Source organism: Pseudomonas batumici, from assembly GCF_036585405.1.
GTDB lineage: Bacteria > Pseudomonadota > Gammaproteobacteria > Pseudomonadales > Pseudomonadaceae > Aquipseudomonas > Aquipseudomonas batumici.
Genome location: NZ_CP144470.1, coordinates 3,150,581 through 3,177,005, shown reverse-complemented (window position 1 = coordinate 3,177,005; position 26,425 = coordinate 3,150,581). Strand labels below are relative to the sequence as shown.

Sequence of the window (26,425 nt, the reverse complement as noted above, 5' to 3'; positions counted from 1 at the left end):
CGCGCCACCCACCGATGCGTGTCTGCCGCCGGTCGCGGCAGTTCGCTCCAGGCTGTGCGGGATCAGGCGAAGACGAAGTACTTGCGCACAGTTTCCACGACTTCCCAGGTGCCTTTCATCCCGGGCTCGATCACGAAGATATCGCCGGCGCGCAGGTGGATCGGCGCCAGGCCGTCCGGGGTGATGATGCAGTAGCCTTCCTGGAAGTGGCAGTACTCCCACTTCACGTATTCGACCTGCCATTTGCCCGGGGTGCAGATCCAGGTGCCCATGATCTTGCTGCCGTCTTCGCTGGTGTAGGCGTTGAGGTTGACGGTGTGCGGGTCGCCCGCCAGTTTTTCCCATTTGCAGGCATCGAGGACCGGCAACGGGTGGGTGTCGCGCAGAACGGTGATCGGTGGATTGGACATGCTGGGCTCCGGACGCAGGTTCTTGAGGAAGCCTGCACCCTAGCGGTCGTCGGGACCGGGCAGTTGTCCAGGTTCGACATCGACCTGCCCATGAGCGCATAAGGCGTCGAGCAAGGCCCGGGCATAGCCCGGCAGGTGTTCGAACGAACGGGCGCACAGCAGCAGCTTGCGCCGGGCCCAGGGTTCGGGCAGTGCACGGCTGACCAGGGATGCCGCGTCCGGCCAGCGGTCCAGGGTCGCCTGGGGCACGATGCCGGGACCGGCACCGCGGGCGACCATGCGCAACACACCGTCAAATCCGTCTGCCCGCACGCGCAGTTGCAGGCGCATCCCCAGGTGCAGGGCCTGTTCTTCCAGATACACCGCCAGGGCGCTGCCGGCGGGCAGGCCGACCTGTTCGTGGCGCAAGGTATCGCTGAAGCGCAACTGCGGCTGCCGTGACAAGGGGTGGTTCCGGGGGATCGCCAGCACCAGCGGATCGTCGCAGAAGGAGCGGGTCTGCAAGTCCAGGGTATCCACCGCGTCGGAGACGATGCCGATCTCCGCCGCGCCTTGGCTGATGGCGTGGACAATGCGCAGGCTGGGCAACTCCTGCAGGTCGATGTTGATATGCGGGTGGCTGCACAGGAAGTCCGCGAGCCGTTCCGGCAGGTATTCGCTGATCGCGGCACTGTTGCCCAACAGGCGGACCTGGCCTTTTACGCCACGGGCGTACTCGGCCAGGTCCTGGCGCAGGTGTTCGGCCTGTTGCAGCATCAGCCGAGCATGCTGGGCCAGGGCTTTGCCAGCGGGCGTGGGGGTGACGCCCCGGCGGCCGCGCTGGAAGAGCGGCGTGCCGAGGGACGCTTCCAGGGCCCGTATCCGCGCACTGGCGGCAGGCAGCGACAAGTGACTGCGCGCCGCCCCGGCGGTGATATTGCCGGCGTCGAGAATATTCAGGTACAGCCGGAGGTCGATCAGGTCGAAGTGCATGTTCAGCCTCTCTCTTTACAAGAGGCTAGCTCAAGGCATGACAGATTTTCAAACCCGTCGCGCGGGTCCAGTCTATGGCCATGAAGACCGTTATCGAGTTTTACCAATCCCTGGGCCTTGCCCTTTCGCTGCTGGTGCTGGGCACCTTTTTGCTGGCAGGCATGATCAAGGGCGTGATCGGCCTTGGACTGCCGACGGTTGCCATGGGCCTGCTCGGCCTGGCTATGGCACCGACGCAGGCTGCGGCCCTGTTGATCATCCCGGCGACCCTGACCAATGTCTGGCAACTGGCGGCGGGCGGGCACCTGCCGGCCCTGCTCGGGCGATTGTGGCCGATGCTGCTGGCGATCTTCCTCGGCACCGCCGCCGGCACGCTGTGGCTGGGCGGGATGGACGGCGCTCATGGGATGGTGCGGGCGTTGGGGGCCGCCTTGCTGTTGTACGCCTTGAGCGGTCTGTTGCTGCCGGCGCTGCGGGTCGGAGTTCGGACGCAGCGCTGGTTGGGCCCGGTCTGTGGTCTGGTCACGGGCATCATCACCTCGGCCACCGGCGTCTTCGTGATTCCCGCCGTGCCTTATCTGCAGGCGCTGGGATTGAACAAGGATGAGCTGGTGCAGGCGCTGGGCCTGTCGTTCAGCGTCTCGACCCTGGCGCTGGCACTCGGGCTGTTCTGGCGTGGGGCGCTGGGAGACGGCGCCCTTGGCGCCTCATTGCTGGTCCTGGCCCCCGCGCTCCTCGGCATGCTGTTCGGGCAGTGGTTGCGCCAGCGGGTCAGCGCCGTGCTGTTCAAGCGGGTGTTCTTTATCGGCCTGGGTTTACTGGGAACCCACCTGCTGATCGGCGGCTAGCCGGCGAGGGGAGGCGCCGTTCCGAAAGCTGGAGAAGGCAACAATCAGCACTCTATTCCTGCGTTTACAGCAAAAGCGATTTGCTTCGAGGCTGCGGGCGGCTACTCTCAAGGCTGTTTTTCCAGCGAGGGACACAGGTGAAAGCCAGATCCGATGAGTTGCAGATCTTCGTGTGCGTGATCGAGTGCGGTTCGATTTCCGCCGCGGCCGAGCAGGTCGGCCAGACGCCCTCGGCGGTCAGTCGTAGCCTGTCGCGGCTCGAGGCCAAGCTGGAAACCACCTTGATCAACCGCACCACGCGACGCATGGACCTGACCGAGGAGGGCAAGTTCTTCTTCGAGCGGGCCAAGCAGATCCTGGAGCAGATGGATGAACTGGAAGAGCGCCTCTCCCTGCGCCAGCAGACGCCGGCCGGACGCCTGCGGATCAATGCCGCTTCGCCTTTCATGCTGCATGCGGTGGTGCCTTACATCGCGGAGTTTCGCCGCCTGTACCCGGATATCCAACTGGAGCTCAACAGCAACGACCTGATCATCGACCTGCTGGAGCAAAGCACCGATATCGCCATCCGTATCGGCAACCTGGCGGACTCGACCCTGCACGCGCGTTCCCTGGGCAGCAGCCCGCTGAATATCCTCGCCAGTCCCGCGTATCTGGAGAAACATGGGGTGCCGGCCAGCGTCAGTGAGTTGTCCGCGCATACGCTGCTCGGTTTCACCCAGACCGAAAGCCTGAACCACTGGCCGTTGCGGCATGCCCAGGGCGATCGTTGGCAGATCCAACCGGGTATCAGCGCATCCAGCGGCGAGACCTTGCGCCAGTTGGCGCTGGAAGGGCAGGGCATTGTCTGCCTGTCGCATTTCATGACCCACCAGGATATCCAGTCCGGGCGTTTGCAGGTGATTCTGCCCGAGGCCAATAGCGGCTATCGCCAGCCGATTCACGTGGTGTACTACCGCAACTCGCAACTGGCGTTGCGGATCCAGTGCTTCCTCGATTTTATCCAGGACAAGCTGGCGGGTTATGCCGTGTAGGCGCTGGTTTGCTCCCGGCGGTGCTCCGACGATGACGTCGATTTTTTCAGGTAATTCGTGATTCCCGCGCAAGAGTGAATTGGGTAATACGGGCTTATTCGGCACGGATAAGTTTTCGATACTGGCCCTATCACTTATCCCTGCACGGAGTTTCTCCATGAACGTCTTCATTACCGGCGCCGCCGGCTTTATCGGCGGTTCCATCGCCACTGGCCTGGTCAAGGCCGGTCATCAGGTCACGGGCCTTGTACGCAGCGCCGAACAGGCTGAGGAAATGCGTCATCTGGGCATCACCCCGGTGATCGGCACCCTGGATGACAGCACGCTGCTCGCCGAGCAGGCACGGCAGGCCGACGCGGTGATCAACGCCGCCAGCAGTGATCATCGCGGTGCGGTCGAAGCCTTGCTCGGCGCCCTGTGCGGTTCCGACAAGGTGTTCCTGCACACCAGCGGTTCGAGCATCGTCGGCGACGCCTCCGGCGGCCTGGCCAGCGATAGCATCTACCACGAAGACCAACTGCCCGAACCGACCGTCGACAAGGCCGCACGCGTGGCCATCGACAACCTGGTCCTGGGCGCGGCAGCGTCCGGCGTACGCTCGGCGGTGCTCTGCAATACGCTGATCTACGGCCACAGCCAGGGCGTGAACCGCGACAGCGTGCAGTTGCCACGTCTGCTCAAGCAGGCACGCAAGAGTGGTGTGGTGCGCCATGTCGGCACCGGCCGGAACATCTGGTCCAACGTGCATATCGATGATGTGGTGGCGTTGTACCTGCTGGCACTGACGAAGACCCCGGCGGGCGCCTTCTACTTCGTGGAAAGCGGCGAGGCCGCGTTCATCGAGATGACCACCGCCATGGCCCGTGCCTTGAACCTGGGCGAGCCTCAGGGCTGGCCGCTGGCCGACGCTGAAGCCGAGTGGGGTTATGAAATGGCCAACTACGGCCTGGGCTCCAACAGCCGGGTGCGCGGCAAGAAGGCCCGCGAACAGCTGGGCTGGTCGCCCAAGCGCACCTCGGTGACCGAGTGGATTCTCAACGAGATGGCGTGACGCGGGACCGACGCTTTGCGACGCGGATTTTGCGACTGACTTCGCTCTTTTGGCGGTAGTGGCACCTGGCTATTAAAGAATCTGCTTTCCAGGCCGAAGCGCTTTGATCAGGTAGCCAGGAAGACCCGTCATGAGCTTCGGTAAAACCACTCCCATCTTGCGGATCCACGATGAGGGCAAGGCGTTGGCGTTCTACGTTGACTTCCTCGGGTTCCGTGTCGATTGGCAGCACCGTTTCGAGCCCGGGTTTCCGTTGTACCTGCAAGTGTCCCGGGGCGATTGCGTGCTGCATTTGAGCGAGCACAATGGCGATGCCATGCCGGGGGCGGCGCTGCGGATCGAGACCGACGAACTGGAGGTCTTCAGGGCGCAGTTGCTGGACAGGGCAAGCGGCGACACGCCGCTCGAGATCCAGGCCATGCCTTGGGGCAGCATGGACATGACGATCAACGATCCGTTCGACAACCGGCTGGTGTTCACCAACGCGATTTGCGTCTGACCCCATCACCTTCACGCTCGCCTGCTCCACGGATTCCGTTCCGTGGAGCAGGCGAGGCCGTGATGTCACACGCGGAAGTGACTGACCATCATCTGCAACTGATTGCCCAGGCGGGCCAGCTCGACGCTGGACGCCGCGGTTTCGTCGCTGGCCGAAGCGGTCTGTTCGGACACGTCGCGCACGTTGATGATGCTGCGGCTGATTTCCTCGGCCACCGCGCTTTGCTGTTCGGCCGCCGCGGCGATCTGCTGGTTCATCGACTGGATGTTCGACACCGTGCGGGTGATGTTTTCCAGTGAGCTACCGGCCTTGCGGGTCAGGGCGACGCTGCTGTCGGTCAGGCTGCGGCTGTTGTTCATCACGTTCGCCACTTGCTGGGTACCGTTCTGCAAGGCGGCCACCAGGCCTTCGATCTCCTCGGTGGACTTCTGGGTACGCTGGGCCAGGCCGCGCACTTCGTCGGCCACCACGGCAAACCCGCGTCCGGCTTCACCGGCCCGGGCCGCTTCGATGGCGGCGTTGAGCGCCAGCAGGTTGGTCTGTTCGGCCACGGCCTTGATCACGTCCATGACGGCGCCGATCTTGTCGCTTTCCTGCTGCAACACGGTCATGGCTTCGGTGGAGCGCACCACTTCGGTGGCCAGGCGTTCGATCTGGGCAATGGCCTCGCCGACCACCTTGTCGCCTTCGCGAGCCTCACCGTCCGCCGCGGCGGCAGCCTGGGACGCCTCTTCGGCATTGCGCGCGACCTCCTGAACGGTGGCGGTCATCTCGTGCATGGCCGTGGCGACCTGATCGGTTTCGACTTTCTGGCTGTTGACCCCGGCGCTGGTCTGCTCGGTGACCGCGGACAGTTCCTCGGCGGCGCTGGCGATCTGGGTGACGCCGTCGCGGATACCGCTGATCAGGTCGCGCAGGGTCGTGCCCATGCGCTGGATGCCTTGTTGCAACACACCCAGTTCGTCACGGCGGGTCACTACCAGGTTGTGGGTCAGGTCGCCGGCGGCAATGCGTTCGACCACGGCCAGGGTGTCGCGGATCGGGCGGGTGATCTGCCGGGTGATGATCACGGCGGCGAGAATCCCGACCAGCAACGCCAGCAGCGTGCTGCCCAGCTGCAAGGTGCGGGCCTGGGCGCTTTCGCTGTCACGACGGTCCAGTTGGATCTGGTACAGCGTTTCGCTGAGCGAGACGATGTCAGTACCCTGGTCGGTCATTTCCTTGCGTGACAGCACGATGGCGGCGTTGGCCGCCTTGTACGCCTGCAAGGCGTTACGGTAGTTGCCCAGGGCGGTTTCGAGCTGGCTCACGGAGCCTTGTTCGGCGCTGCTGAACGCTTGTGCCAGTGCCTTGAGGCCGTCGATCGCTTCGTTCAGTTGGTTGAACGCTTTCTGCTCGGTTTCCGGGGTGCTGTTGGCGGCATAGCCGCGTACTTCATAACGTGTCAGCTGGAACTGTTCCTTGGCCCGGTTGATGGCCTGGAAGCGTTCGAAGCGGCCCTCCTCACCGGGCGGCATTTGCAGCACCTGGTCGTGGATGGTGGTGATCAGCTTGCCGACGACCTCGGCGTTGTCGCCCATGGTCTGGCGTGCGCCGTTGCCGGTGCGATAGGCATCGCGCATCTTCTTCAGCGATTGCTGGTATTGGCTGATGACGTCGGCCTGTTGCTTGAGCAGCTTGAGGTTTTCCGGGCTCTTGAAGCTGGCGATCAGCTTCTGCTGTTGCGCGACGAACGCGTCCAGGTTGACCTGGACGTTCTGTGCGGCGGTTTCGTCGCCGTTGGCCAGCATGTATTGCAGGCGTGCCACGCGCAGTTTGGTCAGCGAGGCATTGAGCTGGGTGATGTCGCTCATCCAGTTGCTGCGGTCGATCAGACCGCCCAGGCTGCTCCAGCCGGTCAGGGCCAGGATAGTGGTCAGAAGCAGAACCAGGCCGAATCCCAGGCCCAGTTTCAGGTTGACGCTGATATTGCCAAACCAGCTATTCATTCAATTCCTCCAGGAACTTGGTGTCGCGTGCTATCGGGTGGCTGGAAGGTGTTGTTGTTGGAGCCAGCTGAATTTGTCGGTAGAGCTTGTATCGGCGGTAGCACAAATAGCTGAAAGGCATTTTGTCATACAGCATGTTTCTGAACGGCCGGGGGAGGAGGATAGCGTTGTTTATCGGTGGGTGAAGCCGGTTTTTCCCAGGCGAAAAAAACCGGCGCTTCGAGGCGCCGGTTTTTTACCCGTGGAGCGTGTGGGGCAGCTTACTGCCCATAGAAGTTATAGATCCGCTTGCCCCCGATGGTGACCGTGGTCAGGACCTTGGTCGGTGCCGGCGGTGTCGACACTTTCAGGCCCTGGTCGACGATGACCACGTTTTCCGGCGAAGCGGCCAGGAAGGTCGTCAACTCGGCGTCGGTCATCAGCACCTGCTGCTGGCGCTGGGTATAGAACACGGTGGAGGCCAGGCGCTCTTCCGGTTGGAACAAGGCAACCTGCTTGCCGTGGGCCTGCAGTTCGATGACCTGGTCGGTCAGCGGTTTGAAGGAGTTCTTGAGGTCGGAGCGCGACTCCAGCACCGCCGCTGTCAGGTAGCCGCAGACCACCAGCGCCAGCAGCCCCATGGCCAGGGGACGGTGATGTTTCACCAGTTTGGCGCTGAAGGTCGAGGTGGCCGAGCGCCGGCGCAGCCATTCGAGAATCACCGCCGCGTATTCGGCGGCGATGATGGCGGCGGCGGGTGCCATGGACATCATGTAGACCATGCGCTTGCTCGAGGCCAGGGTCAGCAGGGTGAACTGGGCCAGGATCCAGACGGTGGCGAACAGCAGGTGGCGATTGTCCGCCAGGCGCTTGCGCAGGTTCCACAGGCCCAGGTACACCAGCAGGTTCCAGGGCAGGAAGGTTTCCGGCAGCTTGGCCAGATAGTAGTAGAACGGCTCGTAGTGCCCGGCGGTGGTGAAGGAGCCGCTGAAGCGGCCGACGCTGTTGGCCCACAGCACTTGAGTGACGGCCTGCATGCCGCCGCGCTGGTGGAGCAGGACCAGCCAGATCAGCAGGGGGATCAGCCCGATCGCGGTGAACAGCGCCGGACGCAGCCAGTTGCCGAAGGTGAAGCGTTTGTCGATCAGGCTCTGGCTCACCAGGTAGACGAAAATCACGATCCCGGGCAGGGCGAGGCCCAGCACCCCCTTGCTCAGGGTCGAGATCACGATGCCGAGGGCGAACACACACCAGGCGCCCATTGTCTGGTTGCCTTGTGCCCGTTGTTCGGTGGCGCGGAAGAAGGCCAGCAGGGCCAGGGTCACCCCGAGGCTGAGCAGCGCGTCTTCGCCAACCTGGCGGGCATTGCCGAGGTAGCTGGCCATGGTCGCGAGCATCGCGGCGGCGGTCCAGGCCAGCAGGGTGGGACGACCGATCTTGCGCAGGAAAGCAAACAGCGCGAGCACCGTGAACAGGCCGGCGAAGGCCGAGGCGAGGCGCACGGCCAGGGGCGTGCCGCCGAACAGCTGGATGGCACTGGCGTCGAGCCAGAGGCTCAGCGGTGGTTTTTCCAGGAAGGGCTCGCCCAGCAGGTGCGGGGTGACCCAATCCTGGGTCAGGTGCATTTCCATCGCGATCCCGGCCACCCGGGATTCAGTGGAGCCTTGCAGCTCGCGGTTGCCCAGTCCGAAAAAGAACAATAGGCAACTCATCAGGAGCAAAAGCAGGAAGGGGCGTGTCATTCGCATAGTGATACCGAAAGGGAGGAGTCGGGTCGCAAGACAATCTGTTGATCGAAAAAGTATACGGGGCGGTTTCTCAACATATTGTGAAGAGCTGTCCTGTCAGGGTGTGTCGAGATGTTTCAGTCGCCCAAGGCCGCGCCTTCACGTCGCGGATCGGCGCCGCCGGCCCATGATGACTGACCATTGCCGTCACGTATCCGCATGATTGCCTGGGTGCCGCTGGTCATGTCCAGTTCGCTGACGGTGTGCCCCTTGTCCTGCAGGGCCTTCACCAGCTGCGCCGAGAACAGGCCTTGCTCCAGTTCGGTGGGGCCATTGCGGCTGCCGAAGTTGGGCAGGTTGATGGCCGATTGCGGATCGAGCTTCCAGTCCAGCAGGCCAACCAGGGTCTTGGCGACGTACTCGATGATCTGCGAGCCGCCTGGAGAGCCGACGGTGCCGAGGAAGTCGCCGCTCGCACGGTCGAACACCAGGGTCGGTGCCATGGACGAGCGTGGACGCTTGCCCGGCTCGACGCGATTGGCCACCGGCTTGCCGTCTTCGCTCGGGACGAAAGAGAAGTCGGTCAACTGGTTGTTGAGGATAAAACCCTCGACCATCAGGTGCGAACCGAACGAGCTTTCCACTGTGGTGGTCATCGACACGGCACCGCCCTGGTCGTCCACGGCGACGATCTGCGAGGTGGAAATGCGCATCGGCGAGCGGTCCGGGGCCAGGGCCACCTGGATCCCGGCCGGCACCCCGGGCTCGGCCTGGCCCAGGCTGCGTTCGCCGATCAGGCGGGCGCGGCTGGCGAGGTAAGCGGGGTCGACCAGCCCGGCGACCGGCACCGGGATGAAATCGCTGTCGGCGACATACAAGCCACGATCGGCATAGGCCAGGCGATCGGCTTCGGCGATCAGGTGCACGGCTTGCGGGCGTGGTTCGAGACCGGCGGGGCTGGTGCTTTTCACCGGGTCGAGCGGGGGCAGCGCCAGGCGTTTGTCCTGCGCTTCCAGGGCCTGCAAGGTGCCGAAGATCTGGGCGATGGCGATGCCGCCGGAGGACGGCGGTGGCATGCCGCAGAGCTTCCATTGCTTGTAGTCGGAGCACAGCGGCGTGCGCTCCTTGGCCTGATAGCCCTGTAGGTCGGCCAGCGAAAGCGTTCCGGGATTGGCGCTGCCATTGACCGCCGCGACGATCTCTTCGGCGATGGCGCCTTTGTAGAGCGCGTCCGTGCCTTCGTTGGCGATGCGCTTGAGCACGACGGCCAGCTTCGGGTTCTTCAGCGTTGTACCGACGGCTTTCGGGCTGCCGTCGGCATTGAGGAAGTACGCGGCCATGGCCGGCGAGTGGGGCAGGAACGGGCTGGCGACGATCTGCTTGTGCAGCCGCGGTGAAATGGGGAAGCCTTGTTCGGCCAAGTGGATGGCGGGCTCGAAGAGCTTCGTCCAGGGCAGGCGGCCTTGGGTGCGATGGGCCAGTTCCAGGGCGCGCATCACTCCAGGAATGCCGACCGAGCGTCCACCGATCTGCGCCTGGGGGAAGTCCATCGGTGTGCCGTCAGGCTTGAGGAACAATTTCTCGGTGGCGCCTGCCGGTGCGGTTTCACGCCCGTCGTAGGCATGCACTTGCTTGCCGTCCCAGACCATGATGAAGGCGCCTCCGCCGATCCCGGTGGCTTGCGGTTCCACCAGGGTCAGGACGGCTTGCATGGCAATCGCGGCGTCCACGGCGGAGCCGCCCTGGCGCAGGATCTCCCTCCCGGCTTCGGCCGCCAGCGGGTTGGCCGCCGCGGCCATGTGCCGGGCAGCGTGTTGCGTGAGCATGCCGGTGCGATAGCCCGTGCCGATTTCCGGGGCGGCGGGCAGGGCAGTGTCGGTAGAGGGAGGTGGAGCGTTACAGGCTGTGAGCGCCAGGCTGATGACCAGGGCACAAAGGGAAAAACGACGCGATGGGAAATGTGAGTGCACTGTGTAGGCTCCTGCCTTGGACGTGCACGGCACTATAGTCCGGGTGCGGTGGCTGGAACAATCGTCGATCGGGATGATGCAAAAGTGTCAGCACTGCTGACACAAAGACAAGGGACGGGTGAAGGCGGCGCTGAATCAATACGCCCGGATCCAGCGCACCTTCGTCGAGGCCTGGGTCGCTGAGCCGCCACCTCCCGTGCTGGGCGGGGTGGTGGTGATGGTCTGGTCGGCGGTCACGCTCGACACGTCGATGGCGATGCCGCCTTGGGAAATGGTGGTCGTGCTGGTGCCGTTGCCGCCGGTGGAGAGCGCGCCCTTGATATTGGTGGTGCTCCCCGTGGTGGTGACGAGGCCGCCGAGGATGACGTTGCCATAGAGGGTCCAGCCGCTGCTGGCGAGCCCGCCGTTGGCCTCGATGGCGATGTTGCCGATGGGCAGGCCGCTGTGGACCACATTGGACGAGTCGGTCCAGGTGGCCAGGGTCCCTGCCGTTTTGTTGCACAGGTTGGTCGGGTAGAACGAACCGGTACACAGGTTGGTGTAGCCGGCAAAGTTCGGCGAGTACAAGGGCACATGGCCGCTGCTGGTCAGGGTGACATTGCCGTTGCTGAGCACGGTATTGTTCAACTGGCTCAGGCTCTGTACGCCATCGAGGGTGATATTGCCATTGAACCAGAGTACGCCCGGCGGCAGGGCCTTGATACCGGTGAAAGTCCATCCGTTGCTGGGGGACGCGCTGCTGCCGCACGTGGTGTTGCCATAGTTGCAGGTCAGGAAGTTGAACCCCAGCAGGGTGCGCATATCGGTGGTTGCAAGGTTGTAGGGGCCGGCTGACACCGTCGTACCGGCGGAGGTCTTGACGTTCTGGATCGTCAACGTCGGCACGCCGCTGACAAAGTCGAACACGTAGTTGGCCTGGCTTTTCAGGGGGGTGACGTCCACCGCGGAGACGGTGATGTTGCAGTACGGCACACCGGGCAGGCCGGGCGAGGCACCTGCGACATTCTGCGTCAGGTTCGCCAGTGCGGTGCCGGTGTAGGTCGTGCCGTCCTGGTTGAGCACCTTGCCGGCGATCTGGCTGGCAGTGGTGAACGATGGCGTGTTGGATGACTTCACGCTCAAATTGCCGCCGCCCTGGAACTGACCCACAGTCGCGGTGAGGATCGATACATCGCTGTTCGCCTTGAGCGTGGTGTAGGTACCGCTGTAGCCGCCGAACGTCAGAGTGTCGCCCCAGACGGTGCCGACGGTACCGGTGAGGAAGTTGACGCCGCCGCCGTATACCGAGTTGTAGGTCAGCGAGATGCTGGCGGGCAGGGTGCCGGTCCCGGAAATCAGCGTCGCGCCGGCCGTCGTGGTGATAACCCCGCCGGACTGGGTGACCTTGCTCAGGTTCAGGGTATAGACCGTACCGTCGGTGAGGGTGATCAGGGCGGTGCCGGTGCTGGCGGCGGTGATCGAGTTGTCGGTGTTTTTCGTGCCTCCGACCAGGGCGGTGCCGATCGTCGAGCCGCCCGACAGCACATTGGCCTTGAAGGCGCCCGCGGTGATCGCCACATAGCTGCCGCCGGACTGGGTGATATTGACGGTCTTGGCCCCCACGGTCAGGCCAGACGGCTGGCTGCTGGAACTCATGGAGAAGGTGCCCTCGGTGTTGAGGGTCGCGTTGGCCACGATACCGCCGCCACTGAGGTTGATACCACCCTTGGCGCAGCCGGAGACAGTAGCCTGCGAACCGTTGGAAATGGTCAGCACGCCCATCACGGCGATATTCGCCAGGGTTGTGCCGTTGGTGATCGACAGGTTGCCGCCGCTGTAGTTGAAGTCACCGTTGAACTGCAGTGCCGGCGGCAGGTTGCCGCTGGCGGGCGCGCTCGCGGCACTGGCCGGCGTCAGCAGGTAGACCACCTGCAGGGTGTTGGTCGCCAGGTTGTTGGTGGCGGTGATGGTGGCGGTGACCAGCGTGCTGCTGCCGCTGGCGACCTTGGAGATGATCTGCGCGCTGAGCCCGGTGGCGCTGATGGGCAGGCTGCCCACGGTGACATTGGCCAGGGTGCTGTCCTGCAGCAGCTGTGCCTGCAAATACAGGCGCACCCATTCCACACCGCTCCAGACCCGCGACTCCGCCGGCGAGGTGGCGTGTGCCGCCACTTGCTGCTGCTGGGCGCCGCGTATGCCGTACATCATCCCCAGGGCGGTCACGGTCAGTGCCATGCCGACGAACAGGATCATCAGCGTGGCGGCCATGCCGCGTTGAGCGGCGCGTGTCGATGTGGAAAACGAGGGAACTGGCATCGAGCGCTCGGCTAGGAAGTGGGCTTTTCGAAATTGATCAGACAGGCCGTCGCCTTGCTTTTGACGTAGGCGGGCTGGGGATCGGTGCTGTTGGGGTCCAGCGTGCTGTTATTGGCGCTCAGGGTCACTTGCAGGCGATAGGCGGTATTGGTGGTGTCGGTGGTGCGACCGTAGGGCCAGCAGGTGGCGAAGCCTACCGAAAACATCGTGGCGCCCTGGCCGGCTTCGATCAGCGTGGTACTGGTCCAGGTGGTGCTGTTCCATTGCGTCGAGGCCTGGGTACAGCCAGCCGCGCCCTTGAGGCTGACCAGGGCGCCGTTGATGACCGCCAGCCCTGCGCAACTGGCTACCGCCGTGGAACTGGTCTGATAGGACCAGACAATGGCGTTGCCGGTGATGCCATTCGGTGCGGCGCTGGTCAGGGTCGGGAAGTTGGCCTGGGCGGTGGCGGTGCCGGCCAGGGTGCCGTTGGTCAGGGTGGCGCCGGACAGCAGCACGAAATAATTGTCGATATCGGAGCTGGCGCGCGCGGTGGCGCTGCCGCTCCAGAAACCGCCGTTCATCAGTTCGCGCTGGGCCGTCAACAGCGCCGAGGACACCTGGCCATCCTGCCTGGCGCTCTGGATCGAGGTCGCCGAGGTGTAGACCAGGTTTTTATACAACGAGAGCATGGCCAGGATGCCGAGCAGGGAAATGACCGTGCCGACCATCAGGCTGACCAGCGTGAAGCCACGCTGCCTGCGGTTCATGACTCGTCTCCCACGCGGATGATGCCGCCGAAGATGCTGCTGTCCGAGCTGCGGGTGGTGAGTACGACCGAACTCTGTTGCGGCCCGCCGGTAAGGGGGGTGGTGCTGGTGCCAACCGTCACGGCTGGGGCGCTGGTGCAGGTCGCTATGATCGGCACGGTGGCGGTCTGGGTGGGGATGGAGACGACGAGCAAGGCGGCGTTGGTGGTGCACAACAGCGCACCGTTCTGTTCCAGCAGGCTGCGCATCTGGCTGACCACGATATTCTGCAGTTTCATGTCGCGTTGGCTCACCGCTGCCCGTGACGCGGCATAAGTGATGCCCAGGCCGATAAGCGCCATCAGCAGGATGCCGACCAGGGACTCGAGCAGCACATCGCCCCGTTGCCGCCTTGAGGCCGGCTTATATGAGCGGGACATTGACTGAGCTCTCGCTGCCTGCGGTCACCTGGATGGTGCCGGTGGTGCACGAGGTGGTGCTGACCGCGAAGCCGCGGTTGCTGAAGGCGACGCAGGCCAGATCGGCGTTTGCGACCTGGATAACCGCGGCGCTCGGAAGTGGGGTGCTCCAGAGGATCTGCGTGGTCGAGGTACAGTCGATGGTCTGTCCGGGGGTGAGGCTGAACAGTTTCAGGTTCTGGCCGGAGCGACACAGGACGGCGGCGGGCGCGGTGTCCTGCACGGCGCCCTGGTTGCGCAGGGCGATGGCCTTGGCGCGGCTGATTCCTTGCTTCAAGAGACCGGCGGCATCGCGCTGATAACCGCTGTTGGTCCACGACTGGGTCAAGGGCACCCCCACGAGCAGCAAGAGACCGAATATGGTGATGGTAATCATCAACTCGATCAGGGTGAAGCCGCGGTTGTACATCACAACCAACTGCCGTTATACGGACTGCAGGAGGCGATGCTGCGGTTGTTGCCTTGATCCAGTGTGATGACGCAGCCATTGACGTTGCCGCTGGTGCCCGTTGCGGTCACGGTATAAGTCGTGGCGGTGGAGTTGATGGAGTAGCCGAAGGTGCTGGACTGGCTGGGTTGCCAACCTGACGACGGGCTGGTGCAGGGCGACGGGTTGCCGATCAGCGCGCACTGGATCGAGGTCGTGCCGCTGGCCGTCGAGACCGGGTAGGCCAACTGTTTCTGGTAGTAGTTTTCCAGGTTGAGGCTCAGCGCGACCAGGTCGGCCTGGGCGGCCTTGATGTTGCTCTTGGTGACGTAGCTGTTGTAGGCCGGAAGGGCGATGGCGGCAAGGATGGCGACGATCGCGACGGTGATCATCAACTCGATCAGGGTGAATCCCGGTTGTGTTCTGGTGTTGTTCATAGGCATTTGATTGAGATCTCCCCCTGACTCAATGGTCACGCATCATTATATGACATCATTGAATGACCGATTGGGAATCAGGCAAGGCAGAACGCCCCGTCCTGAATAATCTTTCAGTATGCTGCTTATTCCAGATCCTTCTGGTGATCTCCATCAATTCGCCGGTCGAGGTATTGACCGAACGCAGCCCCGCTCATGGCAGGGCTGCGTTCGGTCAGGCTGGCCGGCCTGTGCGTTCAGATCGAGGCGTTTACGCCATCGCCAGTTGGACCACCTTGAAAATCACCATGCCCATGGCGACGACCAGGTAGCCGCGCAGTACACCCATCCAGATCCGGTTGCGCTGCGACAGGACCAGGGGCTTGAGCTGGTTCAGTGGCGGCATGCGCCAGGAATTCATCATCTCCTGGGTGAAGGTCTTCGTCTTATCGGTCAGGCCAACCTCGTCCACGGCTTTGCGAGCGTGCAACACGTTCACCGCGATAGCGATGACCAGGCCCACGATACCGCCGCCGATCAGGATATCGGTGATGGTTTCACCGGACATGTCCGGGAAGGCCACGGCCGAGGTCAGGATCACCGACAGCAGCACCAGGATGGCGACGATGACCGCCGTCACCACATTGGTGAAGCGCTTGTTCACCCAGGGGCCGAGCACTTCCTTGTCATTGCACAGCAGCAGCAGGAACACCGTGGCGCTTGGCAGCAGCACGCCGGCCAGAGTCTGTACCGCGTTGGTCAGCAGGCCCAGCGGTACGCCGGGGATCAGCACCAGAGCCGCCGCGAGGGCGATCAGGCCGCAGTACATCAGGTAGAAACCCTTGGCATCGCCGGGTTTGCGGTGCAGCGAGTGCTTGAGGCTCAGCACATCGCCCAGGGCGTAGGCGGTCGACAGCGACACCGCCATGGCACCGATGATGCTGGCGTCGATCAGCGCGACCGCGAACAGCACGCCCGGCAGGCGACCATGGTACTTGGCGATGCCCGCGGCGATGGCGCCGGCGTCGGTGAATTGACCGAACTCCGGGGTACCGACGAAGACCTGCGCGGTGAAAGCAATCATCGCCACCGCACCGATCACCACCAGGGCGATGCCCAGCCACAGGTCGGCGCGTTCGTACTTGATGAAGCGCGGGGTGATGCGCTTGTCGATCACATAGCTTTGCTGGAAGAACAGCTGCCAGGGCGCCACAGTGGTACCGACGATCCCGATGATCAGCAGCAACACATCCGACAGCTTGCCGTCAGCCGGCAGTTGCGGGGTGAAGAAGTCGTGGGCGACCTGGGTCATGGGCGGATGGATCATCACGAAGATCGGCACCAGCAGCAGGCTGCCGAACACCAGGAACAGAGAGAAACGCTCGAAACGGCGGAAGTCGCCCGTGGAGGCCGCCAGCATGATGAACACCGCTGCCAGGCACACGCCGATCACCTTGGGTACTCCGAGGAATTCCATCCCCAGGCTGATGCCGATGAACTCGGTGACGATGGTCAGGGCGTTGAGAATAAACAGGTCGATGGCACTGAACGCCCCCCAGAACTTGCCGAAGCGGTCGAGGATCAGGCGGGCATGGCCGACACCGGTCACAACGCCCAGGCGCAGGACCATCTCCTGGTTGACGTAGAGCACCGGGACCAGCAGTGCCAGGGTCCACAGCAGCAGCGTGCCGTAGTTCTGGCCGGCCTGGCCGTAGGTGCTGAAGGCGCCGGCGTCGTTGTCGCCGACCATGACGATCAGGCCTGGGCCGAGAATCGCCATCAGGGTTTTGAGGCGATGCCACCAGGTGTTGCGTGGGGCGATATCGTCATGGCGGATGGTGCCGAAGGCTCCGCGGATATCGCCGACGTGGGCGCTGTCGAGGACAGCGGATTCTGTATTCAGGTTGGACATAGTGAGTTCCTCCAAAGCGTGGCATTGGCAGCCGCTTTCGGTTCCCATCGGACAGACGTGCAAAGGTCTTCCTTCTCCTGGCCACGATCCGTGGGCGTTAATAGGAGACGAAATGACAGGCATTCCTGGCGTTACGGGAAGCGCAAAAATTTGGGTATTCAACCGCTGACCGAGATCGGTCCGGGTTGCTGGGAGGTCACACTGAAGGGAATTGCGTAAAGCGAGGGGCGTTCGAGCGGGGGGAGATCAACTAGGGTCAGTCCTACCTGCCAGGCGGCACCATTCCAGTCAGTGTGACCGGCCTACTAGAGCTGGGGTCCATAGGAGTTCTCCGTGGGTATTTCTCTAAATGTAACAGAATGTGAGAAAAATGCTGAGTGAAACTTTATGAAACTTTTATGAGGGGGGCTGCCAGGGCGTGAGGTGGTGGCTGTGGCAAGACGAGTGCGTTGTGGCGTTCCTCAACGGTGCGACCCTTGTTCCATTCGTTGTCTTGGTGACATCGCCTTTCGGCCCTGACCTTTTCTCTTTGAGTCTTGCCAAGCGCGTGCTCGCCGTGGATGCACTAACATAGGCGACGACGGCCATTTCTGTGCTGGTACGGACGTGACGGTCCATCAGTGAGCAAAGCATTTTCGTCCTCGCCGGTTCGGCAATAGCGCCAGCGGCCCGAGAAAGGGCGGTTCATTGCCTTGGGAGTCCATATTTCGTTCCTGAGCGAATCGTCGGCATGAAGAGTGTTCGATAGTAGCCGTTCTTTGTGAACAGGACTCCCCAAATGACGCCGTTTGAAGCAGCCACCCATGCCGATCCCTACGCTTATTACTCACGCCTCAGGCGCCAAGGGGAGCTGTTATTCGATGCAGATCTTCGTTTATGGATTGCCAGTGGCGCCACAGTTGTCGAGACCATTCTGGAGCATCCCGACTGTCGGGTACGTCCGCTACACGAGCCGATTCCTCTTGCCATTGCGCAAGGCGCCGCAGGACATATTTTCGGTCGTTTGATGCGCATGAACGAGGGGCCGCAGCACCGGTGTCCCAGGATGGCTATCGAACCTGCCTTGGCCTCCATGGGGACGGAAAACATCGCAGACATCGTGGCGCGCGTTGTCGAGACACTCGATGGCCCGGTCGATAACCTGGATGAGTTGATGTTCACGTTACCGGTTTCGGTCGTTGCAACCTTGATAGGTTTCACACCCAGCCAGCTACAAGAGGTCGCGGAGCTGACACGGGATTTTGTTGCCTGCCTGTCGCCGTTAAGCAACGAAGTTCAACTCAGTAACGCCAATTCTGGGGCGGCTCGGCTAAGCCAGATGTTCAACGTGCTGCTGAGTAACGATGATAAGGGTAGCCGCTTCTTGAGTCATATCTGTAGCGAATACGAAGCCTCAGCCTGGGGAGATCATGACGCTTTGATCGCTAACCTGATCGGCCTGCTGTCACAGACCTGCGAAGCCACCGCAGGCCTGATCGGCAACACCCTCATAGCGCTCCATCGTCGCCCTGATCTCTTTGAAGACATGCAACCTACACCGAGGCTCGTCGCAGAGCTGGTGGCAGAGGTAGCGCGCTACGACTCGCCAGTACAAAACACACGGCGATTCGTTGCGAAGCGATGCACTATCGGCGACAACGTTCTAGAGGCGGGCGATACCGTTCTATTGTTGCTCGCTTCTGCCAACAGGGATCCCTCCGCGAACCCAGACCCTGACAGCTTCTTGCTCAAACGAAGTCAACGACGAACCTTCAGCTTCGGCTCAGGAAGACATGAATGTCCAGGCCAGCAAGTAGCGTTGACTATCGCCTCGGAGGCGATTTTGGCATTGTTGCATCGACAGCCTACCTTTTCTGCTCGTCCTTATCGGTGGAGTTATTTGCCTTCCCTTAATGGCCGCATCCCTCGGTTCTACCGTGATTGGGAGACACAGCCGGCTTGAAGGTATGAACACCCATCAGTATTTGTATTCTTGGAGGCTCCTAACATGTCACTGGTGCTCTACGGTCATCCCTTCTCGTCGTACACACAAAAAGTGCTCATCGCGCTCTACGAAAACGGGACCCTCTTCGAGTTCCGCTGCCTCGGGCCTGACACTCCGCAGCATGCCGCCGAATGGCTGCGACGCTGGCCGCTGGGCAAGTTTCCGTTGCTGGTGGACGGCGAGCGCAACGTAGTCGAAACCAGCATCATCATCGAGTACCTGCAACTCGTGCATCCCGGGCCGCTGCGCTTGCTGCCCGGAGACCCGATGGCCGCGCTGGATGTGCGCTTCCTCGACCGCTTCTTCGATTTGCATGTAATGAGCCCGGTGCAGCACGCGGTGGGCGGTGCGCTGACGGGGGACCCGGTAAAGCGCCAGGAAGGACTGGCGTTTGCTGAGCAAAAGCTGGAACTCGCCTATGTGTGGCTCGAAGGGCAGCTTGCAGGCAGGATCTGGGCCGCAGGGGCGGACTTCACACTGGCGGACTGCGCGGCCGCACCGGCGCTGTTCTACGCGGACTGGACGCACCGGATTTCCGAGGCGTTTCCCGTGCTCCGCGCGTACCGTGCGCGGTTGCTGGCCCGCCCGTCCTTCGCCCGGGCGGTGGAGGAGGCAAGGTCGTTCCGTCCGCTGTTCCCGCTCGGGGCGCCCGATCGAGACTGAAAGACATAGATGTTCTGGCAGCAGGAAGATTGAGATTGTTGCGGCTGGCCTCATCGCCAGCAAGCTGGCTCCTACAAGGGGGGGGGTGAGTCGGCTCCGAAAAAGCCAAAGCCCAGATGCAACAAAGCCCGCACAAGGCGGGCTTCGTTTTGCTTCGTTTGGTGGAGCCGGGGGATTTGAACCCCCGTCCGCCAGTACTCCGCTGTCGGTACTACATGCGTAGCCGTGTCTATTGAGTTAACCCGCAGCGACCCGACGGGCAGGGTGCTTTGGGCGAGTTGTGTAAGTTTTAGCCGCTTCGTCCACAACGTACTGCACGGCGATTCTGTTCTATATGACAATCATTTTGGGTTTACAGACATCCCCTGATGATTGCTGGCACCGAAGTAGCCAGGAGGAAGGCTAGCGCCGCTTACGCAGCGAGAGCTTGTTCCCCGTAGTGGTCGTCATTGGCAACTATAAGTAGTTGCAACAGTGGATTTACGAGTTCTGTTACCAACTCGGCATGCACCTAGAGTTTCGCAACCGGCGTCGAATCCTAAACGGCCCCGAACCTGCTGTGCATAAATAGCAGGTATGCATAGTGTACGCCAATCCGCCTCGCAAGGCCATCCCGGCGCGCTCCCGCTTTACTGGGCGCTTTTGGGGTGGTTCTGGATTTCCTGGAGCGCCCGGCTGGTGATGGCGACGCATTCCCTGGCGCTGTCGTTGGTGTTCCTATCCGCGGCGGCCTTGGCTTGCTGGATGCTGGTCTCGAGGTTGGCCTGCTGGTTGGCATCCAACTGGGGCTTGGCACTGTTGAGGCTCTGCAGGTTGACCGCGCAAAGGTCCTTCTCGGCCGAGGCGAACGCAGGGGCGGCGAGGACGCAAGCGCTGACGAACAGACCCAGCAGCACAGAACGGTTCATGCATTTCTCCTTGAACGGAATGGCTCGAAGTAATCAGCATCAGGGCGACTGTCGAGTAGAGGAAGAAGTCCCGCGCTCGCGGGACTTGATCTATGGACTGCCGCCGGTTGCCAAGGTTCTATTTTTTATCCGCGCGCCGACTTGGCCCGGGTGACCCGATCCACCAGGTACACCAGCCCGTGGTAGTCGATCCCGCCATGCTGGCTCAAGCCGATCTCGCAGGTGCGGCTGGTGGAGATACCCTCTTCGCAATACTGCACGGCGTCCTTCAAGGTCCGCAGCGAGTGGGCATTGAGCTCTGGGGTGGTGAAGCCCTTGTCGCCGGCAAAACCGCAGCAGTGAATGCCTTCCGGAATCACCACGTTGCGGCTGCAAAGCCGCGCCAGGTCAATCAGGGCCTGGCTCTCGCCCAGATGCTGGGTGCTGCAGGTCACGTGCACCGCAATCGGTGCTTCCTGCGGTGTGAACTCCAGCCGTTCCAGCAGGTGTGTGCGAATGAAGCGCACCGGGTCGTAGAGGTCGAGGCGGGTATCGCCCAGGTCCTGCACCAGGCGCAAGGTGCAGGGGCTGGTGTCGCAATAGATCGGGTCGAGACCGCCGCGGCTGGCATGCAGCAATGCGCCGATCAACTCCTGGCGCTTGTGCTCGGCCTGCTCGGCGTAGCCCTTGGAGGCGAACGGCTGGCCGCAGCAGAGCTGGTCGGTGTTGTCCGGGAACACCACCTGGTAACCGGCCTTCTCCAGCAGGCCACGGGTCTTGTCCAGCAGTGACATCTGCTCCTTGTCGCCCGCCGCCGGCCCCATCACCCTTGAAACGCAGGCGGCCAGATAGACCACCCGTGGGCGTTCGTCGTTGACCACCGGACTGAAGCGCACCGCGTGCTCCGGCTGCGGCATGGCGTTGGTCCATTGCGGCACGCGGCCCTTGGACAAGCGCGTCAGGGTCGACGACAGCTTCGCCAGGCGCGGCGCCCCGAGCAGCCGGCGCGCACCATTGGCGACATGCAGGGTGAAGCGTGCGCCCTGCAATACCGTATCGAAATGCGTCCCGAGCCAGTCGGCGGCTTTCCCGTGGCTGGCGTGCTCGCCCCGCAGCTTTTTCACCAACTCGCCGGTGTTGATCCCCACCGGGCAACGCTGCGCACACAGCCCGGTCGCGGCACAGGTATCGATGCCCTGGTACTGATAGGCCGCCTCCAGTTCCGTGGTGTCCAGGCCTGCGCGTTTTTTCGCCTGGATATCACGCCAGATCACGATCCGCTGGCGCGGGCTCAAGGTCAGCCCCTTCGACGGACAGACCGGTTCGCAGAAACCGCACTCGATGCATTTGTCGACGATCTCGTCGGCGGCGGGCAACGGCTTGAGGTGCTTGAGGTGAATCTGCGGATCGTTGCTGAGCACCACGTCCGGATTGAGAATGCCCTGGGGGTCGAGCAGGCGCTTGATGGCCCACATCAACTGATAGGCATCCCGGCCCCATTCCAGTTCGACAAACGGCGCCATGTTGCGACCGGTGCCGTGCTCGGCCTTGAGCGAACCGCCGAACTCGACGGCCACCAGGTGCGCGACGTCATCCATGAACGCCTGGTAGCGGGCCACTTCGGCAGGGCTGTTGAAGCCTTGGGTGAAGACGAAGTGCAGGTTGCCTTCCAGGGCGTGGCCGAACAGGATCGCTTCGTCGTAGTGGTGTTTGTCGAACAGGGAGATCAGGCGATTGACGCCGATGGCCAGTTGTTCGACCGGGAAGGTCACGTCCTCGATGATCACCGTGGTGCCGGTCTTGCGCACGGCACCGACGGCGGGAAAGGTGTCCTTGCGGATGGCCCAGAGTCGGGCGTTCTCGGTCGGGTCTTCAGTGAAGTCGACCTGCTTTTCCACCGGGAACGACGCCAGCGACGCCATGATCTGCAGCAATTGCTCCTGCAACAAGGACGAGGAAGCGGCGCGGGATTCGATCAGCAGCGCGCAGGCATTGGCGGACAGTTCACGCACGAAGGCCGGCATGCCCGGTTTGTCCTGTACGGAGCGCAGACTGCGGCGGTCCAGCAGTTCCACGGCGGACACCGGTTGGCTTTTCAGTACGGTGACGGCGTTGCAGCAGGTCTCCACATCGGGGAAGACGATCAGCGCCGAAGCCTTGTTCGGGTGGTCGATCACGGTGTCGTAGGTCACCGCGCTGATAAACCCGAGGGTCCCTTCGGAACCCACCAGCAGATGGCTGAGGATCTCCAGTGGTTCATCGAAATCCACCAGGGCATTGAGGGACAGGCCGGTGGTGTTTTTCAGCCGGTACTTGTGCCGGATCTTCGCCGCCAGCTCGGTGTTGGCGCGGGTTTCCCGGGCCAGTACGGCAAGCTGATGGAGCAGCGGACCATGGCTCTGGCGAAAGGCTGCGACGCTGGCGGCATCCTCGGTGTCCAGGCGGCTGCCGTCGGCCAGTACCAGGCGGATTCCGGCCAGGGTGTGATAGGTGTTCTGCGCGGTGCCGCAGCACATGCCACTGGCGTTGTTGGCGACGATGCCGCCGATCTTGCAGGCGTTGATCGAAGCCGGGTCCGGACCGATCTTGCGGCCGAACGGTGCCAGCCAGGCATTGGCCTGGGCGCCGATCACGCCGGGTTGCAGGCGGATTTGCGCACCTTGATCGCGAATCTCGCGACCGTTCCAGTGGTCGCCGAGTACGATCAGCACCGAGTCGCTGATGGCCTGGCCCGACAGGCTGGTACCGGCGGCGCGGAAGGTCACCGGAACTTGGTCGCGGCTCGCCAGCTTGAGCAGGGCCACCACTTCGTCTTCGGATTCGACACGGATCACCAGCTTGGGGATCAGCCGGTAGAAGCTGGCGTCGGTGCCGAAGGCCAGGGTCGAGAGCGGGTCGTCAAAGCGGCGCTCGCTGGGGATCAGGCGTTCGACCGCGTGGAGGAACGGGTGGGGTAGGCTCATGCAAACTCCTCACGGGGTCGCGGCGTCTGGTGCGCTACGTGCCCCGTTCAATCAGGCGGTGATTCGTGCGGGCGCGATGTTCAGGCGCCCAGTTCACGAACCAGCGAATCACGGTTGATCTCGCTGATGGACTTGGCGCCGGTGAGCACCATGGCAACGCGCATTTCCTTCTCGAACAGGTCCAGCAGGTTCTTCACGCCCGCTTCGCCCGCGACGGCGAGTGCGTAGAGGAACGCGCGGCCGATCAGCACGGTGTCCGCGCCCAGGGCGATCATGCGCACCACGTCCAGGCCGCTGCGAATGCCGGAGTCGGCGAGGATCTTCAGGTCGCCTTTCACGGCGTCGGCGATGGCCGGCAGGGCGCGGGCGCTAGACAGTACGCCGTCGAGCTGGCGACCGCCATGATTGGAGACCACGATGCCGTCGGCACCGAACTTCACTGCGTCCCTGGCATCCTGCGGATCGAGAATGCCCTTGATGACCATCGGACCCTCCCAGAATTCGCGGATCCACTCCAGGTCCTTCCAGGAAATCGACGGGTCGAAGTTGGCGCCCAGCCAGCCGATGTAGTCGCCCAGGCCGGTCGGGTTGCCGCGGTACTTCGAGATATTGCCCAGGTCGTGGGGCTTGCCCAGCAGGCCCACGTCCCAGGCCCACCGTGGGTGGGTCATGGCTTGCCAGACACGGCGCAACGGCGCATTCGGGCCGCTCATCCCGGAGTGCGCATCACGGTAGCGGGCGCCGGGAACCGGCATGTCCACGGTAAAGACCAGGGTGGTGACGCCCGCTGCCTTGGCACGCTCCAGGGCATTGCGCATGAAGCCGCGGTCCTTGAGGACGTAAAGCTGGAACCACATGGGGCGGTCGATGGCCGGGGTTACTTCCTCGATCGGACAGACCGACACGGTCGACAGGGTAAAGGGAATGCCCTTGGCCGCCGCCGCGCGTGCCGCCTGAACCTCGCCGCGACGGGCATACATGCCGGTCAGGCCGACGGGCGCCAGTGCCACCGGCATGCTCAAGGTCTCGTTGAACAGCCGGGTTTCCAGGCTCAGCTCGGACATGTTCTTCAGTACGCGCTGACGCAGGGCAATGTTGGCCAGGTCCTCGACGTTATGGCGCAGGGTGTGCTCGGCGTAGGCACCGCCGTCGGCATAGTGGAACAGGAACGGCGGCAGCTTGCGTTGGGCGGCTGCGCGGTAGTCGGTAGAGGCGGAAATGATCATGGGGGCTCGCAGCGTTGGTTGAAAGGGCGCGGTTGCCGGGGACTTGGACTGGCCCCCGGCCCTTGTCACTTTAGGATCGTACAGAGCCTAGTGCACCAGCATGCCGGTGAAGATGTAGCCCTGGAGCAGGGTGATCAGGCCGACAATCGTGGCGAAGAACAGGCTGTGCTTGAGGGTGAAGCGGAACAGATCCGACTCCTTGCCCACCAGGCCGGTGGCGGCGCAGGCCACGGCGATCGATTGCGGCGAGATCATCTTGCCGGTCACGCCGCCGGTGGTGTTGGCCGCCACCAGCAGGACGTCGTTGACCCCGATCTGGTGCGCCGTGGTGGCTTGCAGCGAGCTGAACAGGGCGTTGGACGAGGTGTCGGAACCGGTGAGGAACACGCCCAGCCAGCCGAGGAACGGCGAGAAGAACGGGAACGCCGCGCCGGTCGCGGCCAGGACCAGGGCCATGGTCGAGGACATGCCCGAGTAGTTGGTGACGAAGGCGAAGGCCAACACCATGCCGATGGACAGGATCGGCCAGCGCAGCTCGTAGAAGGTCTCTTTCAAAGTGGTCAGACCAGTTTTGATGCTGATCTTCAGGATCAGCATCGACACCAGCGCCGAGAAGAAAATCGCCGTGCCGGTGGCCGCGATCGGGTCGAGCTTGAAGACGGCCGGAATCGCGGTAGGGGTCGCGACAATTGGTGCGGTCTTGATCACCAACTGGTCCAGGTGCGGGATGGCGAAGTTGAACACGCTGCTGTACATCGCGCCGCCGGTGGCGAACATCGCCTTGAACGACTTCAGGGTCCAGATCGTCACCAGCACGGTGAGGATCAGGAACGGCGACCAGGCCTTGAGGATCTGTCCCAGGCTGTAGGGCGAGACGAGGCTGCTGCGTGGCTGGCCGAAACCACCGACGCTGGCGGTGACCGTCACGCCCGAGGCGGCGCCGGCGAGCTGTGCGCCCGCGGTGCGCTTGGGTTGCCAGACTTTCAGGAACAGGGTCAGCGACACCAGGCTGACCAGCGCCGAGGTGATGTCCGGCAGTTCCGGGCCGATGAAGTTCGAGGTGAAGTACTGGGTCACGGCAAAGCTCAGGCCCGCCACCAGGGCGGCCGGCCAGGTTTCCCGCACGCCGCGCAGGCCGTCCATCATGAACACCAGCCAGAACGGCACGAACAGCGACAGCAGCGGCAGTTGGCGACCGGCCATGGCGCCGATCTTGAACGCGTCGAGGCTGGTGACCTGGCCCGCGACGATGATCGGGATGCCCAGGGCGCCGAAGGCCACCGGTGCGGTGTTGGCGATCAGGCACAGGCCGGCGGCGTAGAGCGGGTTGAACCCCAGGCCCACGAGCAGGGCGGCGGTGATTGCCACGGGAGCACCGAAGCCGGCGGCACCTTCCAGGAAGGCACCGAAGCAGAAGCCGATCAGCAGCACCTGCAGGCGTTGGTCATCGGTAATCGACAGCACCGAACTGCGGATGATTTCGAACTGGCCGCTCTTGACCGTCAGTTTGTAGAGGAACACCGCCGCGACGATGATCCAGGCGATGGGCCACAGGCCATAGGCGAAACCATAACCGGCAGCGGCGAGCGCCATGTCGGCCGGCATCTTGAAGGCGAAGATCGCCACCAGGATCGCCAGGACGAGGGTGATGCTGCCCGCCACATGCCCCTTGAGGCGAAACACCGCCAGGGCCAGGAAGAAGAACACGATGGGAATCACAGCCGCGAGCGCGGACAGGCCGAGGCTGCCGAGAGGGCTGTAGAGCTGTTGCCAGGTTTGCATAGTGGGGTGGCCCCTAATTGTTGTTGGTCAGGCACTGGTCGATGATTTGGATAATTGGTAATACCAATTTACAATCGCCGGACGCTAGGTTAAAAGCCTTGTTGGTGATGTGTCAATTTGCCGCTCTGAAACTTTCGTCTGAGAGGTGTTCGGTGCCAGGGCTGAGCAGGTGATTTATGTCGTGC

The 26,425-nt window shown here is 63.0% G+C and carries 21 protein-coding genes, 1 other RNA gene and 2 pseudogenes; 6 read left to right on the top strand and 18 right to left on the bottom strand.

The annotated features are described in order from the left end of the window. Window positions 1-62 precede the first annotated feature (62 nt). Entirely contained in the window at window positions 63-410 is a 348-nt protein-coding gene (locus tag NUH87_RS14390; protein WP_040064052.1) for a cupin domain-containing protein, read from the bottom strand. A 39-nt stretch (window positions 411-449) separates the two neighbouring features. Continuing rightward, window positions 450-1,382, bottom strand: a complete 933-nt coding sequence (locus NUH87_RS14385; RefSeq protein WP_338526518.1) for a LysR family transcriptional regulator — start codon at window positions 1,380-1,382, stop codon at window positions 450-452. Window positions 1,383-1,462: 80 nt separating this feature from the next. Here NUH87_RS14385 and NUH87_RS14380 point away from each other — a divergent pair, with 80 nt between their 5' ends. From NUH87_RS14380 to NUH87_RS14365, 4 genes are all read left to right on the top strand, one after another. Beyond that, window positions 1,463-2,230, top strand: a complete 768-nt coding sequence (locus tag NUH87_RS14380) for a sulfite exporter TauE/SafE family protein (protein WP_338526517.1) — start codon at window positions 1,463-1,465, stop codon at window positions 2,228-2,230. 137 nt (window positions 2,231-2,367) lie between these two features. Next, window positions 2,368-3,264 (top strand): LysR family transcriptional regulator, encoded by an 897-nt coding sequence (locus NUH87_RS14375; protein ID WP_338526515.1) that lies wholly within the window; start codon window positions 2,368-2,370, stop codon window positions 3,262-3,264. A gap of 157 nt (window positions 3,265-3,421) precedes the next feature. Beyond that, entirely contained in the window at window positions 3,422-4,315 is an 894-nt protein-coding gene (locus NUH87_RS14370; protein WP_338526514.1) for an NAD-dependent epimerase/dehydratase family protein, read from the top strand. 130 nt (window positions 4,316-4,445) lie between these two features. Next, entirely contained in the window at window positions 4,446-4,814 is a 369-nt protein-coding gene (locus tag NUH87_RS14365) for a glyoxalase superfamily protein (RefSeq protein WP_338526513.1), read from the top strand. Between the two features lie 65 nt (window positions 4,815-4,879). Here NUH87_RS14365 and NUH87_RS31280 read toward each other — a convergent pair whose 3' ends face one another. The 11 genes and pseudogenes from NUH87_RS31280 to NUH87_RS14315 all read right to left on the bottom strand — a co-directional run. Further along, the gene (locus NUH87_RS31280; RefSeq protein WP_422393942.1) at window positions 4,880-5,584 is read right to left on the bottom strand and encodes a methyl-accepting chemotaxis protein; all 705 of its coding nucleotides are present in this window, start codon (window positions 5,582-5,584) and stop codon (window positions 4,880-4,882) included. Between the two features lie 198 nt (window positions 5,585-5,782). Beyond that, window positions 5,783-6,667, bottom strand: a pseudogene (locus tag NUH87_RS31275) (methyl-accepting chemotaxis protein); the annotation flags it as partial. 395 nt (window positions 6,668-7,062) lie between these two features. Further along, window positions 7,063-8,523: an ArnT family glycosyltransferase gene (locus NUH87_RS14355; protein ID WP_422393918.1), complete on the bottom strand. Its 1,461-nt coding sequence runs from the start codon at window positions 8,521-8,523 to the stop codon at window positions 7,063-7,065. Between the two features lie 122 nt (window positions 8,524-8,645). Then, window positions 8,646-10,478, bottom strand: a complete 1,833-nt coding sequence (ggt, locus tag NUH87_RS14350; protein WP_338526510.1) for a gamma-glutamyltransferase — start codon at window positions 10,476-10,478, stop codon at window positions 8,646-8,648. Window positions 10,479-10,613: 135 nt separating this feature from the next. Next, a complete protein-coding gene (locus NUH87_RS14345; protein WP_338526509.1) occupies window positions 10,614-12,773 on the bottom strand; it encodes a hypothetical protein in 2,160 nt (719 codons plus the stop codon). An 11-nt stretch (window positions 12,774-12,784) separates the two neighbouring features. Then, entirely contained in the window at window positions 12,785-13,522 is a 738-nt protein-coding gene (locus NUH87_RS14340; RefSeq protein ID WP_338526507.1) for a PilW family protein, read from the bottom strand. After that, window positions 13,519-13,941 carry a hypothetical protein gene (locus NUH87_RS14335; protein WP_338526506.1) on the bottom strand — a complete coding sequence of 141 codons (423 nt, stop codon included), beginning with the start codon at window positions 13,939-13,941 and terminating at the stop codon, window positions 13,519-13,521. Before NUH87_RS14335 ends, NUH87_RS14340 begins: the two co-directional genes overlap by 4 nt. Further along, window positions 13,925-14,389 (bottom strand): pilus assembly FimT family protein, encoded by a 465-nt coding sequence (locus NUH87_RS14330; protein WP_338526505.1) that lies wholly within the window; start codon window positions 14,387-14,389, stop codon window positions 13,925-13,927. The genes NUH87_RS14335 and NUH87_RS14330 overlap by 17 nt, the downstream gene beginning before the upstream one ends. Next, a complete protein-coding gene (locus NUH87_RS14325) occupies window positions 14,389-14,850 on the bottom strand; it encodes a type IV pilin protein (RefSeq protein ID WP_338526504.1) in 462 nt (153 codons plus the stop codon). Before NUH87_RS14325 ends, NUH87_RS14330 begins: the two co-directional genes overlap by 1 nt. Before the next feature lie 244 nt (window positions 14,851-15,094). Beyond that, window positions 15,095-16,735 carry an Nramp family divalent metal transporter gene (locus NUH87_RS14320; protein ID WP_338526503.1) on the bottom strand — a complete coding sequence of 547 codons (1,641 nt, stop codon included), beginning with the start codon at window positions 16,733-16,735 and terminating at the stop codon, window positions 15,095-15,097. A gap of 525 nt (window positions 16,736-17,260) precedes the next feature. Next, a pseudogene (locus NUH87_RS14315) lies at window positions 17,261-17,439 on the bottom strand (transcriptional regulator); the annotation flags it as partial. Between the two features lie 74 nt (window positions 17,440-17,513). Here NUH87_RS14315 and NUH87_RS14310 point away from each other — a divergent pair. Beyond that, window positions 17,514-18,677: a cytochrome P450 gene (locus NUH87_RS14310; RefSeq protein ID WP_338526502.1), complete on the top strand. Its 1,164-nt coding sequence runs from the start codon at window positions 17,514-17,516 to the stop codon at window positions 18,675-18,677. A gap of 45 nt (window positions 18,678-18,722) precedes the next feature. Continuing rightward, entirely contained in the window at window positions 18,723-19,382 is a 660-nt protein-coding gene (locus NUH87_RS14305) for a glutathione S-transferase family protein (RefSeq protein ID WP_338526500.1), read from the top strand. Window positions 19,383-19,541: 159 nt separating this feature from the next. Here NUH87_RS14305 and ssrA read toward each other — a convergent pair. The 5 genes from ssrA to NUH87_RS14280 all read right to left on the bottom strand — a co-directional run bounded on the left by ssrA (window position 19,542) and on the right by NUH87_RS14280 (window position 26,240). Beyond that, window positions 19,542-19,932, bottom strand: a transfer-messenger RNA (tmRNA) gene (gene ssrA, locus NUH87_RS14300). A 79-nt stretch (window positions 19,933-20,011) separates the two neighbouring features. Next, entirely contained in the window at window positions 20,012-20,290 is a 279-nt protein-coding gene (locus tag NUH87_RS14295) for a hypothetical protein (protein WP_338526498.1), read from the bottom strand. Window positions 20,291-20,415: 125 nt separating this feature from the next. After that, window positions 20,416-23,232, bottom strand: a complete 2,817-nt coding sequence (locus NUH87_RS14290; RefSeq protein WP_338526496.1) for an FAD-binding and (Fe-S)-binding domain-containing protein — start codon at window positions 23,230-23,232, stop codon at window positions 20,416-20,418. Between the two features lie 80 nt (window positions 23,233-23,312). After that, the gene (gene lldD / locus NUH87_RS14285; protein WP_338526495.1) at window positions 23,313-24,458 is read right to left on the bottom strand and encodes an FMN-dependent L-lactate dehydrogenase LldD; all 1,146 of its coding nucleotides are present in this window, start codon (window positions 24,456-24,458) and stop codon (window positions 23,313-23,315) included. Between the two features lie 87 nt (window positions 24,459-24,545). Further along, window positions 24,546-26,240, bottom strand: a complete 1,695-nt coding sequence (locus NUH87_RS14280) for a lactate permease LctP family transporter (protein WP_338526493.1) — start codon at window positions 26,238-26,240, stop codon at window positions 24,546-24,548. Window positions 26,241-26,425 lie beyond the last annotated feature (185 nt).

What these genes read in the sequence shown, in the direction of transcription:
- NUH87_RS14390 (WP_040064052.1), bottom strand. Translation starts at nt 410, where the DNA reads ATGTCCAATCCACCGATCACCGTTCTGCGCGACACCCACCCGTTGCCG.
- NUH87_RS14385 (WP_338526518.1), bottom strand. Translation starts at nt 1,382, where the DNA reads ATGCACTTCGACCTGATCGACCTCCGGCTGTACCTGAATATTCTCGAC.
- NUH87_RS14380 (WP_338526517.1), top strand. Translation starts at nt 1,463, where the DNA reads ATGAAGACCGTTATCGAGTTTTACCAATCCCTGGGCCTTGCCCTTTCG.
- NUH87_RS14370 (WP_338526514.1), top strand. Translation starts at nt 3,422, where the DNA reads ATGAACGTCTTCATTACCGGCGCCGCCGGCTTTATCGGCGGTTCCATC.
- NUH87_RS14365 (WP_338526513.1), top strand. Translation starts at nt 4,446, where the DNA reads ATGAGCTTCGGTAAAACCACTCCCATCTTGCGGATCCACGATGAGGGC.
- NUH87_RS31280 (WP_422393942.1), bottom strand. Translation starts at nt 5,584, where the DNA reads ATGACCGCCACCGTTCAGGAGGTCGCGCGCAATGCCGAAGAGGCGTCC.
- NUH87_RS14355 (WP_422393918.1), bottom strand. Translation starts at nt 8,523, where the DNA reads ATGACACGCCCCTTCCTGCTTTTGCTCCTGATGAGTTGCCTATTGTTC.
- NUH87_RS14345 (WP_338526509.1), bottom strand. Translation starts at nt 12,773, where the DNA reads ATGCCAGTTCCCTCGTTTTCCACATCGACACGCGCCGCTCAACGCGGC.
- NUH87_RS14340 (WP_338526507.1), bottom strand. Translation starts at nt 13,522, where the DNA reads ATGAACCGCAGGCAGCGTGGCTTCACGCTGGTCAGCCTGATGGTCGGC.
- NUH87_RS14335 (WP_338526506.1), bottom strand. Translation starts at nt 13,941, where the DNA reads ATGTCCCGCTCATATAAGCCGGCCTCAAGGCGGCAACGGGGCGATGTG.
- NUH87_RS14330 (WP_338526505.1), bottom strand. Translation starts at nt 14,389, where the DNA reads ATGTACAACCGCGGCTTCACCCTGATCGAGTTGATGATTACCATCACC.
- NUH87_RS14325 (WP_338526504.1), bottom strand. Translation starts at nt 14,850, where the DNA reads ATGCCTATGAACAACACCAGAACACAACCGGGATTCACCCTGATCGAG.
- NUH87_RS14320 (WP_338526503.1), bottom strand. Translation starts at nt 16,735, where the DNA reads ATGTCCAACCTGAATACAGAATCCGCTGTCCTCGACAGCGCCCACGTC.
- NUH87_RS14310 (WP_338526502.1), top strand. Translation starts at nt 17,514, where the DNA reads ATGACGCCGTTTGAAGCAGCCACCCATGCCGATCCCTACGCTTATTAC.
- NUH87_RS14305 (WP_338526500.1), top strand. Translation starts at nt 18,723, where the DNA reads ATGTCACTGGTGCTCTACGGTCATCCCTTCTCGTCGTACACACAAAAA.
- NUH87_RS14295 (WP_338526498.1), bottom strand. Translation starts at nt 20,290, where the DNA reads ATGAACCGTTCTGTGCTGCTGGGTCTGTTCGTCAGCGCTTGCGTCCTC.
- NUH87_RS14290 (WP_338526496.1), bottom strand. Translation starts at nt 23,232, where the DNA reads ATGAGCCTACCCCACCCGTTCCTCCACGCGGTCGAACGCCTGATCCCC.
- lldD (WP_338526495.1), bottom strand. Translation starts at nt 24,458, where the DNA reads ATGATCATTTCCGCCTCTACCGACTACCGCGCAGCCGCCCAACGCAAG.
- NUH87_RS14280 (WP_338526493.1), bottom strand. Translation starts at nt 26,240, where the DNA reads ATGCAAACCTGGCAACAGCTCTACAGCCCTCTCGGCAGCCTCGGCCTG.